This is a genomic window from Acidobacteriota bacterium (assembly GCA_035471785.1).
GTDB lineage: Bacteria > Acidobacteriota > UBA6911 > RPQK01 > DATIPO01 > JANQFM01.
The window spans coordinates 1-14946 of sequence record DATIPQ010000118.1 but is presented as its reverse complement, the minus strand read 5'-3'; the positions used below and the strand labels follow the sequence as shown (position 1 = coordinate 14946).

The window sequence follows — 14946 nt, the reverse complement described above, 5'->3', positions numbered from 1 at the left end:
GGCGCGCCACGAAGGTCGACCCCCTTCGCTCGCTGCGCACGACCTAGTGCTGCCTGTCAAGAAATTCTGAGCCAGGACCACCCTCCGTTTCTTGTCCTGCAACGGACAGATTCGCGGGCCCCTTCCTCCTCCAAAGGCAGGGAGGGCGAGGCGAGGCTTCGGAGGAAAGCGTGGAGTAACGCGACAGGGTGGCTCAAAACTTCTGACGCACCGCACTAGGAGTAGCGAGCAGCCTCATACCGCCGAGAGCAATTGGGCCTTCACCGCGGTCACTGAAACTTGATTCGTTTGTGAACTTGCTGGCCACCTAGTGGCCCTGGTCCGCCTAAACCGTTTTGAGGACCAGCAGTCCCGGAATACCGCTGCTCTCATCCCGCAAGCCGGCAGCCTCCAGGCCGCTGCGCGAGGCCGGCCAAGGCCAGCCGCCTTGCTCGGCGGCCCAGGGCATCCACAACGCCGCCCGGCCGTCCTTTCGCAGGCAACGGCGCAGGCCCTGCAAGACGCCGTGCTCCAACCGGGGGAACTCCGGCCGAGGTTTCCAGCGGGCGCCGGGAGGCAATAAGTCCGCATCGAGCAGCGGCAGGTCGAGCGAGCCAGCAAAGGCAGAGCCGCAAAGCGACCCATCCGGCAAGCTCAGCAAGATCAAATCAAAAGCCCGAGCGGGAAGCTGCGGCGCTGGAAAAGCCTCATTGAAGAAATAGGCCGTCATCGAGGGACGTTCGCCCACTTTGGGACGCAGCCGGCGCAGATCCTCCACCATTCGCCCCAAGCGAGCCGCCAACAACCCGATCAGTCCCGACTGCCGCCGCCGCGCCCGCCGGGAGGGGCGGATCTTGCGCAGGACCTGGGGACGCTCAGCGGCCTCCGTTAAAGCGGCCGCCAAGGCCAGACGCAGCAAGTCGGCCGCTTCAGGGTCGTCTTCTTCCCAGCCCAGGATGAAGTCTTCCACGGCCAAAGCCTGCCTTCTCAACTGGCTGTGCCAAAGTCCGCGACGCGCAGGGATAGGGGGACGCACCGCCAGCCGTCCGCCGAATTGCAGGAAGGCCAGGCGCAGTTTCTCCAGCCGCTGCGGGTCCATCTGCACAGCCCGGGCCCGGGCGCGGGCCGCCAGCAGGCCCAGAGCGTGGCGTTCGCACACCCACACCTCATGCCCCTGCAAGAGCGCCTGCACCGCCGCCGCTCCCGATCCTCCGCAGCCGTCCAGCACCCGTGCCGGACAGCCGCCATCCGGCAACCACCTGCGCAAACACTCCCGCGCCAGTTCGCCGGGAAAACCATACCCCCAAGGCAACCAGTCCGGCCAAGGCCCCCCGTCGAAGCAGTCGGCGCTCCTTGACCTCCCTGCTCCGTACCCGCCCTCCCACGCTTCCCCTTTCGACGATCTTCGGTATATGCTCTCATGTGCCATGTCAGGCAATCTAACATGCACCTCTGATGCTTTTTTACACTTTAGATACACCTGAAGAATTACAGGTCGAAATCTAGTCGACCTGGATTTGGATGAGGGAGGCGGAGGAGGATGGGAGTGGGCGGGATTGGGATGGGGGGAGCCAGCTTTGCAGTTTTTCGGTCGCCGTGCCGGTGTGGTTGTTGTTGAAGCTGAGGACGTCCAAGGGGCAGACGGTGATGCAGACGCCGCACTGGATGCAGGAGCTGTTGCCGTTGTGGAAGTCCTCCTGGTTCTTGGCGAAGGCCATCACGTCGATGCCCACTTCGCAGTAACGCGAGCACTCGCCGCAGGTGATGCACTTGTCGTTGGACGAGATCTGAAGGGTGCCGAACCAGCGGCTGGTCATTTGCATCCACTTGGCCAGAGGACACCAGTAGCGGCACCAGATCTTGCCTCCATAGATGGGATAGAGGGCCACGGGAATGATGCCCACCAGCCAGATGTCGGCGATCAGCCCGTAGCCGCTGAAGAGGTAGGTCGTGAGGATGCCGTGTTGAGCAACGGTGGGGGCGGTGAACCCCACTCCGCTGACCCAGTAGCCCAATCCGATCTTGCCGGCCACCAGAACCAAGGCGGCCACGGCCCAGACCAGCACGGCTGCGTTCATCCATTCCCAGCGAATCGAAACGTCGCCCTTGGGAGCGAGATGCCTCCAGGGATCGCCCAGGGTCTCGGCCAAACCCCCGCATCCGCACAACCAGGTGCAGTAGCGCTTGCCGTGCCAGATGGTGAGAAGGGGGATCACCACCAAGGTGGCGGTCAGGCCGTAGACGAGATAGAGCCACCCCACATCCCAGAAAAACTGCCAGAAGAAGAGCGGAAAAGCGTACTCGAATCCCGAAGCGTGCCACCAGTTGTCGCGCCATCCCAGCACGGCGTTGTCGGGCCACAGTCCGTGGATGAACCACATAAGGCCGTTGGGAATGAGGAAGGCCAGCGTCCACTGGGCGGCGACCAGCGAAGTGAAGCGCTTCTTCTGGTAGCTGTCGTCATAGCGCACGCCCCAGCGCCGGTAGGCCTTGATGCCGAAAACGGTCATCACCAGGCAATAGGCCAGCGAGTACCAGAACGACCCGTTGACCTTGAAGCCCCAGCGTCCTTCGCCGATCTGGAGTCCTTGCCACCACTGCCCGAAGCTCTCTCCGCCGAAGAGCTCAGAAGGAATGTTGAAAGGCCACAAGGGAGGTGACGCCTTGGCGCCGTAGATGAAATAGCAGACCAGGAAGGCCGCCGCCAGGATTCCCCATCGCCGCAGGTTCCAACTGCCCTCCAGCCGGATACCCAGGCGGTCGAAGAACTCGAGGGGCAAGTCGGAGCCGATGCAGCGGAAGATGTGTTGGGCGGGGAGCTGCTTGTTCGATCCGTCCTCAAGGCTCTTGATGGTGACCGTCTCGGGCCCGATCTCTTCGGCGACATGGTGAAGGTAGAGGTCGATCCTGCCCTGCTGGACGCGCTCCCTGATCTTGTCGATGTTGCGCTGCTTGGGGAAGGTGAACTCCTTGTCGGGAGCGGCCATGGCCACCCGGTTGCCCTGATCGGCCAGTGCCACGGCGGCCTCGCAGGCCACGTCGCCGGCCCCGAAAACCACCAGCTCTCGGTCCTTCCAGTCCTCGGGATCGATGACGTTCTGATCGATGCGGTCGCCGTGCTCGCTCTCGCCCGGGACGTTCAGGCGGCGGGGATTGCCTGCCATGCCGATAGCCAGCACCACGCGGCGGGCCAGGTATCGGTCCTTGTCGGTTTCGACCTTGAATCCGTCCTTGTCGCCCTGGCGCTGAATGCCTTCCACCGTTTCGAACGTCCGGATGTTGGGCGCGATCCCAAGCTGCTCGATCTGCTTGTCCCACTTCTCCAGCAGTTCTTCTTTCTTGCATTCCTCACAGTAGAGGCGAGTCTGGTTCTCTTCGTTAGGCGGCTCCATGTAGAGCGGCTTGCCCTTGGTGAAGTTGCGGATCAGTTGGGCTGGACGCTGAGACTCGATGACCCGATAGCGCAGCCCCAACTGCTGGCAGCGGTCGGCGGCGCCCAGGCCGGCGGACCCGGCACCCACGATCAGCACGTCCAGCCATTCGCCTTGGCGGTCCTGGTTGCGGTCCCAACCGCCGGCCTCTTCAGCACGGGTCTGGGGATCTATTTTGAGATCGTTCTTGAGGATATGGTCGATGACCGCCCGTCCACGGTTGAGCCCCAGCTTGATCAGCGGCGTACCAGCGATTTCACCCGCCAGGTAGAGTCCCTTGACGTTAGATTCGCCCGCTTCGCCGGTGATCGGCAGACGCCGCGCCCGAGCCGGATCAAAACTGGTATCGAAGAGAGACTTGACCGCTTCAACCGGCCGAGCCAGGACAGCACCGATTCCCATCGAGCATCAACCTTTCCCAAATCGTTTTCAACCCCTGCGACCATTCTTAAACATGGATGCCGCCAGAGGGAAAATCCATTCAGGGGGCGGTCGGATAGCCGACAACGGGAAATCAGGCCGCGAGCCGATCAGGTGGCCGGCTGCCCCGACAGGTCCTGCAGCGGCGGCAAGCCCGAAAAGGTCTCCTCCACCACCCCGTCGCGCACCACAAACGAGCGCGGCAGTCTTCGCACCAGCGGCTTGAGGAAGGTCTCCGACACTTCGCGGGGCTCGAAGGCCGGTCCCTGGCTGAAGGTGAAGTTGAAGATTTCTTCGGGAAGGTCGGGCGTGCCCACCCACAGCTTGGGTCCCGTGCCGCTCATGGCGTACTGGTTGATCTGGGGCATGGCCGAAAGCAATTGGGCGTCACCGAGCTTGGACAGGATGACGACGTGGTCTCCCTCTTGCAGTCCGGGAAACAGGTCAGGCAGGCACACCTCCCCGGCGCCCTCGCCCAGGCAGATCTTCTCCACCCGGTCGCCCTCTGCGAGCTGGGTGGCGTAATCGTCAAGGGGCAACTCGTAGGCGTTGGCGGTCAGCCAAAGCCCGGCACCCGCAAGAAGAACACCGGCGGCCAGGCGCAAAGTCGGGAAGGACGACTCTCCCCGGCGCCGTCCCCAAAAGGCCAGCATCAAGGGAGGCACGAGCAGCAACAGATCCTGCCAGAAAGCCTCGGCCGGGGTGCGTTGGACGAGACTTCCGAAACAGCCGCAACCGGCGCCTTCCTCCAGCAGACCCTGGCTGTCGAGATAGTAGTTGTGACCCGTTAAGAAGAGAAAGAAGGCCACCAAAGCTGCGCTGGGCCAGAGCACCCAGAGACGGTCGACGCCCAGCAGCAGAGCCATACCCAGGACGATCTCGATGACCAGCGCGATGTAGGCCACCGCTTGGGCCGAGAGCAGAAAGTCGAGTCCGTGATGGCTAATCTGCTCGACGAAGAGGTCGGGATGGATGGCTTTGGCCCAAGCCGCGAAGAGGAGTACGGCCCCCAGAAAGACGCCGCCCGCTTTACCGATTCCGACTCGCCACCAGGAAAAGGACTGCTCGCTCATGATAGTAGATTATAACCTAGTGGTCGTTCGACCTTGGTAGGAGCCTCTTAAGCCAATTCGTCGGCCAGTTCCTCGGCTTTGTCGATGAGGGCTTCGATGGCTGCCAGGCCCTGAGCCCAGAAGTCGGGGTCACGCAAGTCGACCCCCACCTTGCCGGCCAGCTCGTAGGGCCAGTCCGACCCGCCGGCCGTCAGAAGTTCCAGGTACTTGGGGGCGAAGGACTCGCCCTCCTCGCGGTAGCGGGCGAAAAGAGCCATCACCATCAGCTCTCCGAAAGCGTAGGCGTAGACATAGCCGGGCGTATGGATGAAGTGGGGGATGTAGCTCCACCAGATGGAATAATGGTCGAGCAGGGTCACGCTGCCCTGAAACATCTGCCCTTGGGCCTCGATCCACAGCTCGCTGATGCGTTCGGACGACAGCTCGCCGTCTTCACGCCGGGCGGTATGGAGCCGGGCTTCGAAACGGTTCATGCTCACCTGGCGGAAAACCGTAGCCATGCTGTCATCGATCTTGCCCACCAGCATGGCCAGCTCGTTGGCGGTATTCTCTTCCTTGCGGCGCAGGCTCTCAAACACCAGCATCTCTCCGAAGACGGAAGCCGTTTCAGCCATGGTCAGGGGAGTGTCGCAGTGGAGGATGCCCTGCTCGCGGGCCAGATACTGATGCACCCCGTGACCCAGTTCGTGAGCCAGCGTCTGGACGTCGCGGTCGCGGCCGGTGTAGTTAAGGAAGACATAAGGATGAGCGCTGGGGACAGTGCTGTGGCTGTAGGCGCCCCCCCGCTTTGACCGGCCCACGGGTGCATCGATCCAGTCCTTGTCGAAAAACATCTCGGCAACACGGGCCATTTCAGGATGAAAGGCACGGTAGGCTTCAAGCACAACCGTGCGGGCCTCGGCCCAGTCGTAGCGGCGATCGGACTGGACGATGGGAGCATAGCGGTCATAGTCGAACAACTCGTCATAACCCAGCAGGCGCTTTTTCAAGTTGTAGAACCGGGCTACCAGGTCATAGCGCGAGGTCACCACCCCGATGAGATTCTCGACCGCTTCATCGCTGACCTGATTCGCCAGATTTCGCGAGGCCAGCCAGTGGGGATAGTTGCGCAAGCGGTCGTCCGAAGCCTTGTCGGCCACCAGCGTATTGAAAACGAAAGTCGTCTCGCGCAGCGTCCTCTGCAAGCCTTCCGTCAAGGAGAGAGCCGCCTGCCGGCGCAGGTCACGGTCGCTGTCGTGAAGTTTGGCCAGCACCTCCTGCTCGCCCATCTCTTCGCCCTGCAAGGTAAAGCGGGCGGTGCCCAGCGTTTCGTCGAAGAAGCGGTTCCAGGCCGAACGCCCGGTCACCGACTTCTCGGCGAGTATCTTTTCTTCCGCCTCGCTGAGGACGTGCTCCTTGAGTCTTCTCTGCAGGACAAGATAATGCCGGTAGCCGTTCAAGGCTGGACTTTGCAGCAGTTGCTCGGCCTTCTCGTCGGGAAGGGCGATCCACTCCAGTTCGAAAAAGAGCAGGGTCTGGCTGACGCGGTTGTATGACTCGCGCACCTTTTGCAGCGTCGCTCCTTTGGCTGCGTCTCCGGTCTTGGTGGTCCAATCCAGATAGGAGAAGGAATAGGCGCGTCCGGCCTGGTCGTGAACCTGTTCATACTCCTGCAATGCCTGGGCCATCTCAGCCGCATCATAGGAAGCCAGTTTACCCTTGTGCTTCTTCTGGAATTGTTCGGCCTCTTTCTCGATGCGGGGAAGAGCCTGCTCCAACTCCGAGATCGACTCGTAGAGGTCGCTCAGATCCCAGCGAATCTCCTCGGCTCCCGTCTTCTCAACTGTCATCGCCTGCTGACCCATCTATGTCTCCTCAACAATATCGTTACGCCAACCGTCTTCATTCTAGCTTGTTTGCCGGCAAGGCCGGCTGATTTCTCAGCCCCTCCGCCGCTCATTCGGCTGCCCCCCAGCGGTGCTCTACCGGATCGACGCCCGCAGTCCGTCAGGAAACTCGACCTGTCCGCCGCGCAAACGGGTTCCCGAGTGCTTGCTCTGAACGTAGAGGAACCCTTGAACGCTCTCCCCGGCCTCGAGGGTGGAGGGCTGCAGACGGTAAGAGTCGAATAAATCACGGATTTCCTGGCCGATGGTCGCCGGCACTTTCGAAGATCCAGCCTGAGAGGGATGGGAACGGCTGTCCAAGCGGGTTTGACGGGGAATGCGGCTGCCCCCGTAAGCTTCCGCCCCGTAGAGGGGCCTTCCTCCGCGATAGTAATCGACCAGGCGGGGAGCGATGTCGGTCCCCACGGCCTGCTTCAGTATCTTGCCCTTGGGATTGCGCAGCACCACTTCTTCGGGATCGAAACTCCACGCCTCCTGGCGATGATTGGTGATCTGAACCTCGATTAAGGCGAACCCTTCGTGGAAGACCTGAGGGGGAATCGGCTCGGGAAGCTCTGACCGCATGACCGAGCGGGCCTCGATTTGAAGAGGCTCTTGAAAAGCAACCAAGAGGACCGACAGGGTCATGAGCAACGGAACCATAATCGAGAGAGGATACCATGCTTTGAGGCCATTGGGTACAGCAAGTTACCTGCTTCATCCAAGAGACTCAAGCAATGCTCCAAGCACTCCGGCGCCCCGCTTCAACTCGTGGGTAGGGACTCCGCAGAAGCCCAGAAGCAGGCCCTTTCGGCGTGCAGGTCCCAGGTAGTAGCGGGAAAGCGAAGGAGCGTCGATTCGTTCCTCGCAGGCCCGGCGGCTTAGAGCCGTGTCGTCCACGTGGTCCTCAAGGTCGAGCACCAGGTGCATACCCGATTCGACAGGATTCACCTCGGTCCCGCCCCCGGTCTCCTCGCGCAGGGCGTCCACCAGACTGAGCATGCGGCGGCGATAGAGGCCGCGCATGCGCCGGATGTGGGCCGAGAAGTGTCCTTCTTCGATAAAGTCGGCCAAGACCTGCTGAGTGAAGGATGGAGGGTGACCGTCCATCAGCGATCGGGCCGAGGTGAAAGCCTCGACCAAGGACTCGGGAACCACCAGATATCCCAGACGCAGGGAGGGAAAGAGGACTTTGCTGAAAGTGCCCAGATAGAAGACCCGTCCGCCTTCGTCCAGCCCCTGCAGAGAAGCCAAGGGCTGACCGGAGTAGCGGAACTCGCTGTCGTAGTCATCCTCCACAATCCAGGCTCCCGAACGGGAGGCCCACTCCAACAGGGCCAGGCGGCGGCGCAGGCTGAGCATCGGGCCCAGGGGAAAGTGGTGGGAGGGGGTCACGTAGACCAGACGGGCCCCAGGGGTCTCTTCGATGCCCTGCTCCACCCGCATGCCGTCGGCGTCCACCGGGACAGGGATCAGCTCGGCCCCAGCCGCCCCCAAGGCCCCCCGTGCGCCCAGGTAGCCGGGCTCCTCCATCAACACCCGGTCGCCGGGTTCGAGCAGGACGCGGGCACAAAGGTCGAGTCCCTGCTGAGAACTGGAGAGGATGAGGATCTGGCGCCAGGTGCAGCGCACTCCGCGCGCCGTGTTGAGATAAGAGGCCAGCGATTGGCGCAGCGAAGTCAGTCCGCTGGGATCTCCATAGCTGAGATCGCGGCGCGTGATGCGGCGCATGCGGCGTGAGGCGATGCGGCGCCACTGCTCGGCGGGAAAAGCATCCAGGGCCGGCAGTCCCGGCGAGAAAGGGACGGGCGACTCGGGGTCGGGAGTCATCTGCAGATCGGCGTACCACTGAGCCCTTGTGGAAAGGGAGGTCGACACCAGATCCCCTCGATTTCGGGCCGGTGCCGCCTGGCCTTCTTCAACTTGCAGAAACTCCTCGGGCAGGTTGTCGGAAACGTAGGTCCCCGAACCGATGCGGCTGTTCAGATAGCCTTCCGCCGCCAGTTGCTCAAAAGCATTGACCACCGTATTGCGGCCCAGGCTCCATTCTTCCGCCAAGGCGCGGCTGGAGGGCAAACGGGTTCCCGGAGGCAGTCCTCCCTCCAGAATGGCCCCCCGGATGGCCTCGTAAAGCTGCCGCTGCAGGGGAACCGAGCTGGAGCGCCGCGGCGCCAGCATCGCCAGAATCGCACCTGAAGATCTCTTGGCCGCCATAATTGGACCCCCGAAAAAGCAAAAAATGGCTCTACGAACCAGGCCATTATCCAGCCTAGAGTATACGCCAAGTTTGCCATCTTATTGAGTTGCGGGGCCCGCTCAGGCGCGCCCGGGGAATGAAGCCGCACACCCCTCGTTCTCCGGAGGCGCCCCGGCGGGCCTTGCTTCTGTCCGGCTCTGTCGACTGAGCAGCGGCGATCCGCCGCCGACCCTGGCTCCCCCGTTCGTCACGCCTTATCCCCTTCTCGTCACTTGTCCCTTGCGGCCGTCTTTCCCTGTGGCGTGCAATGGTGCCCGTCAGGGAGTGAAGCGGGTCAGACTGGAGTATTGCATGAAAAAGACGGGACGAAAGGCTAGCCTTCTGGTTGCGGCCCTGCTGGCGATGCTGGCGCCGGCGGGTTTCTGGGCCGAAGCACAATCACCAACCGCAGCGCCCGCCCAGCAGGACGGCGAAAGCACGTGGACCCATTATGGCGCCGACATGGGAGGCACCCGCTTCTCGCCGGCTGGCCAGATCACGGCCGACAACGTGGCCCGCCTCGAGCAGGCCTGGAGCTATGGCAGCGGAGACGTCAGCCGGGGAGAAAGGGGACGGCGCAAGTCGAAGTTCGAAGCCACGCCGATACTCTTTGAGGGAACGCTCTATTTTTCCACCCCCTTCAGCCGCGTCATCGCTCTCGACCCCGCGGGCGGAAAGGAGAGGTGGACGTTCGATCCCAAGATCGATCTGGAGGAAGGCTATTCCGAATCGCTGGTGACGCGCGGCGTAGCCGCCTGGCGCGATCCCCGAGCCGAGCGAGGGACGGCTTGCGCGGCCCGCATCTTCTTCGCCTCTCAGGATGCCCGTCTGCATGCTCTGGACGCCTCCACGGGACGCCCCTGCCAGGACTTCGCTTCGGGTCGTCCGCTGGACCTCAAAAAGGGTGTGGGCCAAGTCGAAATCGGCGAATACGAAGTCACTTCCCCGCCCACGGTGGTAGGCGACATAGTGGTGGTGGGATCGGCCCAAGGCGACAACCGACGGGTTGAAGTCGAGTGGGGAACGGTGAGGGCCTACGACCTGCGCAGCGGACGCCTGCGCTGGAGCTTCAACCCCGTCCCCAAACGGCCCTCCGATCCCGGATGGGAGGCCTGGAATCCCGAGTCCGCCAGGCGCACGGGAGCCGCCAACGCCTGGACGGTCTTTTCCGCCGATCCTGAACGCGGCCTGGTCTTCGTCCCCACGGGAAGCGCCGCCCCCGACTTCTACGGCGGCGAGCGTCCCGGCGACAACCGCTACGCCAACAGCATCGTGGCCCTGCGCGCCGAGGACGGCTCGGTAGCCTGGCACTTTCAGGTCGTCCACCACGACCTGTGGGACTATGACATCGCCGCCCAGCCCATCCTCTTCGACCTGCAGCGCGAGGGGGAAACCGTCCCCGTGGTAGTGGCCAACACCAAGATGGGACAGGTCTTCGTCCTCCACCGGGAAAGCGGCAAACCGGTCTTTGCGGTGGAAGAGCGTCCCGTGCCGCAGAGCGACGTCGAAGGAGAACAATCCTGGCCCACCCAGCCCTTCTCTTCCCTGCCCTGGCTGCATGACCCCATGCCGGACGAACCGGAAGCCTGGGGGATCTCCGAGGAAGACAGGGAATACTGCAGCCGGGCCTTGAAGGAATTGCGCTGGAAAGGCGTCTTCACTCCGCCCAGCCTGCAAGGCAGCCTCTTCTGGCCGGGAAACGTGGGCGGAGTCAATTGGGGAGGAGCCGCCGTGCACCCCGAGAGCGGAATCATGGTCACCAACGTCAATCAGTTGGCCTTCCAGGTCAGCCTGGTTCCCCGGGACGACTTCGAGCGGCGCCGGCGCCAAGCCGAAAAGGACCGCCTCGACCTGCAATTCACAGCTCAGAGAGGGACGCCCTACGGCATGAGCCGAAGGCCCCTGCTGTCGCCGAGCCGGCTTCCCTGCACGCCTCCTCCCTGGGGCAAAACGGTGGCGCTCGACCTTAAGGCGGGGAAAATCCTCTGGGAGATCCCGGCCGGCTACGTCAAGGCCCTGCAAGACCATCCCCGGGCCAGGCAGTGGGGTTCGATCACCCTGGGGGGCCCCATGATCACCGCCCGGGGACTGGTCTTCGTCTCCGCCGCACAGGACGAGAATCTGCGCGCCCTCGATCTCAAGACGGGAAGGGAGCTGTGGAGTCACGCGCTGCCCGGAGGCGGACAGGCTACCCCTATGAGCTACATCCACCAGGGCCGCCAGTACGTGGTCATCGCCGCCGGAGGACATGGTGGCCTGGGCACCACCCTCTCCGATCAACTGGTGGCCTTCGCCCTGCCCGGCGGGCAGGACTGATGGCGGATGGCATAATGAAGTTCGTGTGGACCGGATTACTGGCAGCCGCGCTGACGACGGTCCTGGCGGTGGCTTCTCCCGCTCTGGACGAGAGGAAAGAGCAGGAAAAGGCCTCCTCTGAGGAACGCAAGCCCCAGGAAGAGCCTCCGCCTTTGCAGGAAACCATCGTCGTCACGGCTTCGGGGCAGCGTGAGGAACTCGCCGACTCGGTCTCGCTGGTCACGCGCTTCGACCGTCAGGACCTGATGGACGCCGCCGGACTGACGCTGGACGACAAGCTGCGGCGCGTCCCCGGGTTCAGCCTCTTCCGCCGCTCCAGCAGCCTGATCGCCCACCCCACCACCCAAGGCGTCTCTCTGCGCGGCATCGGACCCAGCGGTGCCAGCCGTTCGCTGGTCATGCTGGACGGCATCCCGCTCAACGACCCCTTCGGCGGATGGGTCTACTGGAACCGGCTGCCCACCTTGGCCCTTGAAGCGGTGGAGGTGGCCCGCGGAGGGGGCAGCCAGCTCTACGGAAGCTCGGCTCTGGGCGGCACCCTGCAACTGCTCACCCGCTCTCCGGGAGAGACCTTTCTGGAAGGCGAAATCGAGGGCGGACGCTTCCAGTCCTTCAACGGCCAGGCGGCGGCGGGCGGCGGCGGCGGCGACCTCAGCTACCTGGTGGCCGGGCGCTTTTTCGACAGCCAGGGATTCTTCGTGGTCCCCGAGAAACAGCGCGGCCGGATCGACCGTCCTCTCGACCTGGCCTTTCAAAGCTTCCTGGGACGCTTGACCTACAAGGATCTGCACGCCACCGTCAACCTCTATCACGAGGACCGCGGCAACGGCACCCCCTTGCAACGCAACGGTTCCCGCTTTCAGCTTTTCCAGGCGGGATTGCAGCGTCCCAACTGGCGCTGGAGCTTCCACCTGCAAAGCGGACGCTTCGACAACCGCTTCTCGCGCCTTTCGCCGGACCGCAACAGCGAGGTGCAGACCGCCGTGCAGCGCTTCGACACGCTGGCGCTGGGATCATCCATCTCCGCCACCCTGAGCGGACGCCTGCTGATCGGCGCCGACTGGAGGCGGGTGGAATGGGACGGCAGGGCCCAGAACCTGGCCGGACTCTTCCTGCAGGACGTGCGCACCCTCCATCCCCGCCTCGACCTGCTGCTGGGCCTGCGCCTGGACGCCTGGGAAAACAACTCCACCCAGGGCGAAGCCAACCCCCGCGCCGGACTGGTGTGGAGGGCCGCCCACAGCCTCACCGTTCGCACCTCTCTCTATCGCGGATTCCGGGCGCCCACGCTCAACGAACTTCATCGCCCCTTCCAGGTGGGCAATGCCTTCACGCTGGCCAATCCCGAGCTGGCATCGGAGAGTCTGTGGGGATATGAAGCCGGTTTCGACCTCCACCCCGGACGCCACCTTCTGCTGCGCTTCAACGCCTTCGCCACCTCTCTCCGCGATCCGGTGGGAAACGTCACCCTGAGCAGCGGCCCCGACGGTATCCTGCGCCGCCGCCAGAACCTGGGGCCGGTCGACATCCGGGGATGGGAATTCGAAGGCCGGCACCGCCGGGGCGCCTGGGAAATGCGCGCCGCCTATCTCTATTCCTTCTCCCAGGTCGAATCGAGCGGACTCCGCCTTCCCCAGGCTCCTCTCCACCAGGCCTCCTTGGGACTCTTCCGCCAAACGCCGGCTTGGAAGGGCGGAATCGAGGTGCGTTACCTTTCCAGCCAGTTCAACGACGACCTCAACTCGGTGCGCCTGGGCGGCTATGCCCTTGTCGATCTCAGCGCTTCCCTTCCCCTGGGCGAGTCCTGGGAAATGTTCGCCGCCGCTGAAAACCTGTTGGACCGCCGCTATGCCTTCGACGCCACTCCGCTGGAACGGCTGGGGACGCCGCGCCTGGTTCACGGCGGATTGAGATGGAGGCTGCAATGATTGCCCGCCGGCAGTCGGCCGACAGGTCAGAGCGCTTTACCGTGGCCGATCTGGTCCCCTCCGCCATGCTGCGATGGGGCATCTATTTCGCCTTCTGGACGGCGTTGGGTGTCCTCAACGCGGCCACCGCGGTAACCGACATGGCGCCCTTCGGCACTCCGGCCTACAGACCCATCATCTACGAGATGTCCAGCCTCTACATGATCGGCCTGCTGGTGCCTCTGGTGGCCTGGGTCACCCGCCGCTTCCCGCTGCGAAAGGAGACGTGGAAAAGGCACCTGGCCGCCCACCTGCTGGCTCTTCCCCTCTTCTCGCTGGCCCACACCGGGGGCATGGTCCTGTTGCGCAAGATTGCCCTGGGCCTGCTCTTTGCGGAGACCTACGTCTTCAGCAGCGATTGGGTCGATTTCAGGAACGACCTGCTCTACGAGTTCTACAAAGACGTGGGCCTTTACTGGGTCATCGTGCTGCTGGCCCAGGGCTGGTATTACTACGCCCGTTTCCGCGGGCAGCAACTGGAAGCCTCGCACCTGCAAAACCGCCTGCTGGAGGCCCGCCTGGAGAACATCAAGGGACGCCTGCAACCTCACTTCCTCTTCAACACCCTCAACATGATCTCCTCCCTCATGCATGAGGACGTGGAAGCGGCCGACCGCATGATCACGCGGCTGAGCGACTTGCTGCGTCTCTCCCTGGCGGCCGAGGGCCGTCAGTTGGTCCCGCTCAAGGAAGAGCTGAAGACCCTTGAGATCTACCTTGAGATCATGGAGACCCGATTTGCCGGGACCCTGCACAGCGAGGTCGAGGTGGAGGCCTGCCTGAGCGCCCGGCAGGTGCCGCCATTCCTGCTCCAGCCTCTGGTCGAAAACGCCATCCGCCACGGACTCTCCCCGCGTTCCGAGGGGGGGCGCCTGAGGGTGGAAATCCGCCCCTCCGGCCAGGACCGGCTGCTGATGGTGGTGGAAGACGACGGCGTCGGCTCCCGGCTCGAGCCCGAGGAGATGCTCGACAAAGGCCGCGGACTCTCCAGCACCGCCGAGCGCCTGCAGCGCCTCTACTCCGACCGCCACAGCATGCGCCTGGTCCAATCCCCCCTGGGCGGCCTGCGCGTCGAACTCGAATTCCCCTCCGCTTCCTCGACCCCACCAGCAGCAAAATAAAGGAACCCCCGGATATCGTATCGGTCCGAAAGGACCACTCTGAGGTGCTTCACAGGCAGTTATTCTTTTTTGTAAAATGCCAGGAAGATTATCGCTACTAAAAGCCTGACCGGGGCATGGGTCGGCAACGCTCCTGACAGCATGCACTGATTCTCTACACCCAGGTTAGAGCACACTTACTCCGATGGTCGTTTAGCTACTTCGATTCCGGCGGCGGAGCCTTACTTAGGTTACGCGCTTTGATGGCAATGCTATCAACCAGGCTATATATGCGTAAATCAAACCTATAAAAGGAGAATGACATGACTCTAAGAAGACTGATCACAGCGTCCCACTTCGGGACCCGCCTCCCGGACATATCCTTGCGTGCCGGCGACTAGCCGCCATGATACACTCTCGCCGGTAAGACCCGATGAGTTTTGAGAGAGAGTTGCTTTATGGCTGGCGCCGCCTGCGGTCGAGCCCCGCTTTTACTCTCTGCGTTGTCGTAACACTCGGCTTGGCAATCGGCGTAAGCACAGCAGTCTTCAGCGTCTTT

The 14946-nt window shown here is 63.2% G+C and carries 9 protein-coding genes; 3 read left to right on the top strand and 6 right to left on the bottom strand.

Going from position 1 to position 14946, the window contains the following annotated elements; genetic code table 11:
* Window positions 1–325: 325 nt before the first annotated feature.
* The 6 genes from VLU25_17705 to VLU25_17680 form a co-directional block, all read right to left on the bottom strand.
* A complete protein-coding gene (locus VLU25_17705; protein HSR69773.1) occupies window positions 326–1246 on the bottom strand; it encodes a hypothetical protein in 921 nt (306 codons plus the stop codon).
* A 235-nt stretch (window positions 1247–1481) separates the two neighbouring features.
* On the bottom strand, window positions 1482–3812 hold the full coding sequence (locus VLU25_17700; protein ID HSR69772.1) for an NAD(P)-binding domain-containing protein: 2331 nt from the start codon (window positions 3810–3812) through the stop codon (window positions 1482–1484).
* A gap of 128 nt (window positions 3813–3940) precedes the next feature.
* Window positions 3941–4903 carry a MauE/DoxX family redox-associated membrane protein gene (locus VLU25_17695; protein ID HSR69771.1) on the bottom strand — a complete coding sequence of 321 codons (963 nt, stop codon included), beginning with the start codon at window positions 4901–4903 and terminating at the stop codon, window positions 3941–3943.
* A gap of 47 nt (window positions 4904–4950) precedes the next feature.
* Window positions 4951–6747, bottom strand: coding sequence for a M3 family oligoendopeptidase (locus VLU25_17690; protein ID HSR69770.1), 1797 nt, complete (start codon window positions 6745–6747; stop codon window positions 4951–4953).
* 117 nt (window positions 6748–6864) lie between these two features.
* Window positions 6865–7416 (bottom strand): hypothetical protein, encoded by a 552-nt coding sequence (locus VLU25_17685; protein HSR69769.1) that lies wholly within the window; start codon window positions 7414–7416, stop codon window positions 6865–6867.
* Window positions 7417–7485: 69 nt separating this feature from the next.
* On the bottom strand, window positions 7486–8982 hold the full coding sequence (locus tag VLU25_17680; GenBank protein HSR69768.1) for a PLP-dependent aminotransferase family protein: 1497 nt from the start codon (window positions 8980–8982) through the stop codon (window positions 7486–7488).
* Window positions 8983–9316: 334 nt separating this feature from the next.
* Between VLU25_17680 and VLU25_17675 the strand changes: the two genes are divergently transcribed.
* The 3 genes from VLU25_17675 to VLU25_17665 are packed head-to-tail and all read left to right on the top strand — an operon-like array spanning window position 9317 to window position 14408.
* Window positions 9317–11320: a pyrroloquinoline quinone-dependent dehydrogenase gene (locus VLU25_17675; protein HSR69767.1), complete on the top strand. Its 2004-nt coding sequence runs from the start codon at window positions 9317–9319 to the stop codon at window positions 11318–11320.
* Window positions 11321–11334: 14 nt separating this feature from the next.
* Complete coding sequence (locus VLU25_17670) at window positions 11335–13248, top strand: TonB-dependent receptor (protein HSR69766.1); 1914 nt, start codon at window positions 11335–11337, stop codon at window positions 13246–13248.
* Window positions 13245–14408, top strand: coding sequence for a histidine kinase (locus VLU25_17665; GenBank protein HSR69765.1), 1164 nt, complete (start codon window positions 13245–13247; stop codon window positions 14406–14408). Before VLU25_17670 ends, VLU25_17665 begins: the two co-directional genes overlap by 4 nt.
* Window positions 14409–14946: the final 538 nt, after the last annotated feature.

Excerpts from the sequence above, each read along its gene's own strand:
- VLU25_17700 (HSR69772.1), bottom strand. The coding sequence starts at position 3,812 with ATGGGAATCGGTGCTGTCCTGGCTCGGCCGGTTGAAGCGGTCAAGTCT.
- VLU25_17690 (HSR69770.1), bottom strand. The coding sequence starts at position 6,747 with ATGGGTCAGCAGGCGATGACAGTTGAGAAGACGGGAGCCGAGGAGATT.
- VLU25_17665 (HSR69765.1), top strand. The coding sequence starts at position 13,245 with ATGATTGCCCGCCGGCAGTCGGCCGACAGGTCAGAGCGCTTTACCGTG.
- VLU25_17670 (HSR69766.1), top strand. The coding sequence starts at position 11,335 with ATGAAGTTCGTGTGGACCGGATTACTGGCAGCCGCGCTGACGACGGTC.
- VLU25_17680 (HSR69768.1), bottom strand. The coding sequence starts at position 8,982 with ATGGCGGCCAAGAGATCTTCAGGTGCGATTCTGGCGATGCTGGCGCCG.
- VLU25_17675 (HSR69767.1), top strand. The coding sequence starts at position 9,317 with ATGAAAAAGACGGGACGAAAGGCTAGCCTTCTGGTTGCGGCCCTGCTG.
- VLU25_17685 (HSR69769.1), bottom strand. The coding sequence starts at position 7,416 with ATGACCCTGTCGGTCCTCTTGGTTGCTTTTCAAGAGCCTCTTCAAATC.
- VLU25_17695 (HSR69771.1), bottom strand. The coding sequence starts at position 4,903 with ATGAGCGAGCAGTCCTTTTCCTGGTGGCGAGTCGGAATCGGTAAAGCG.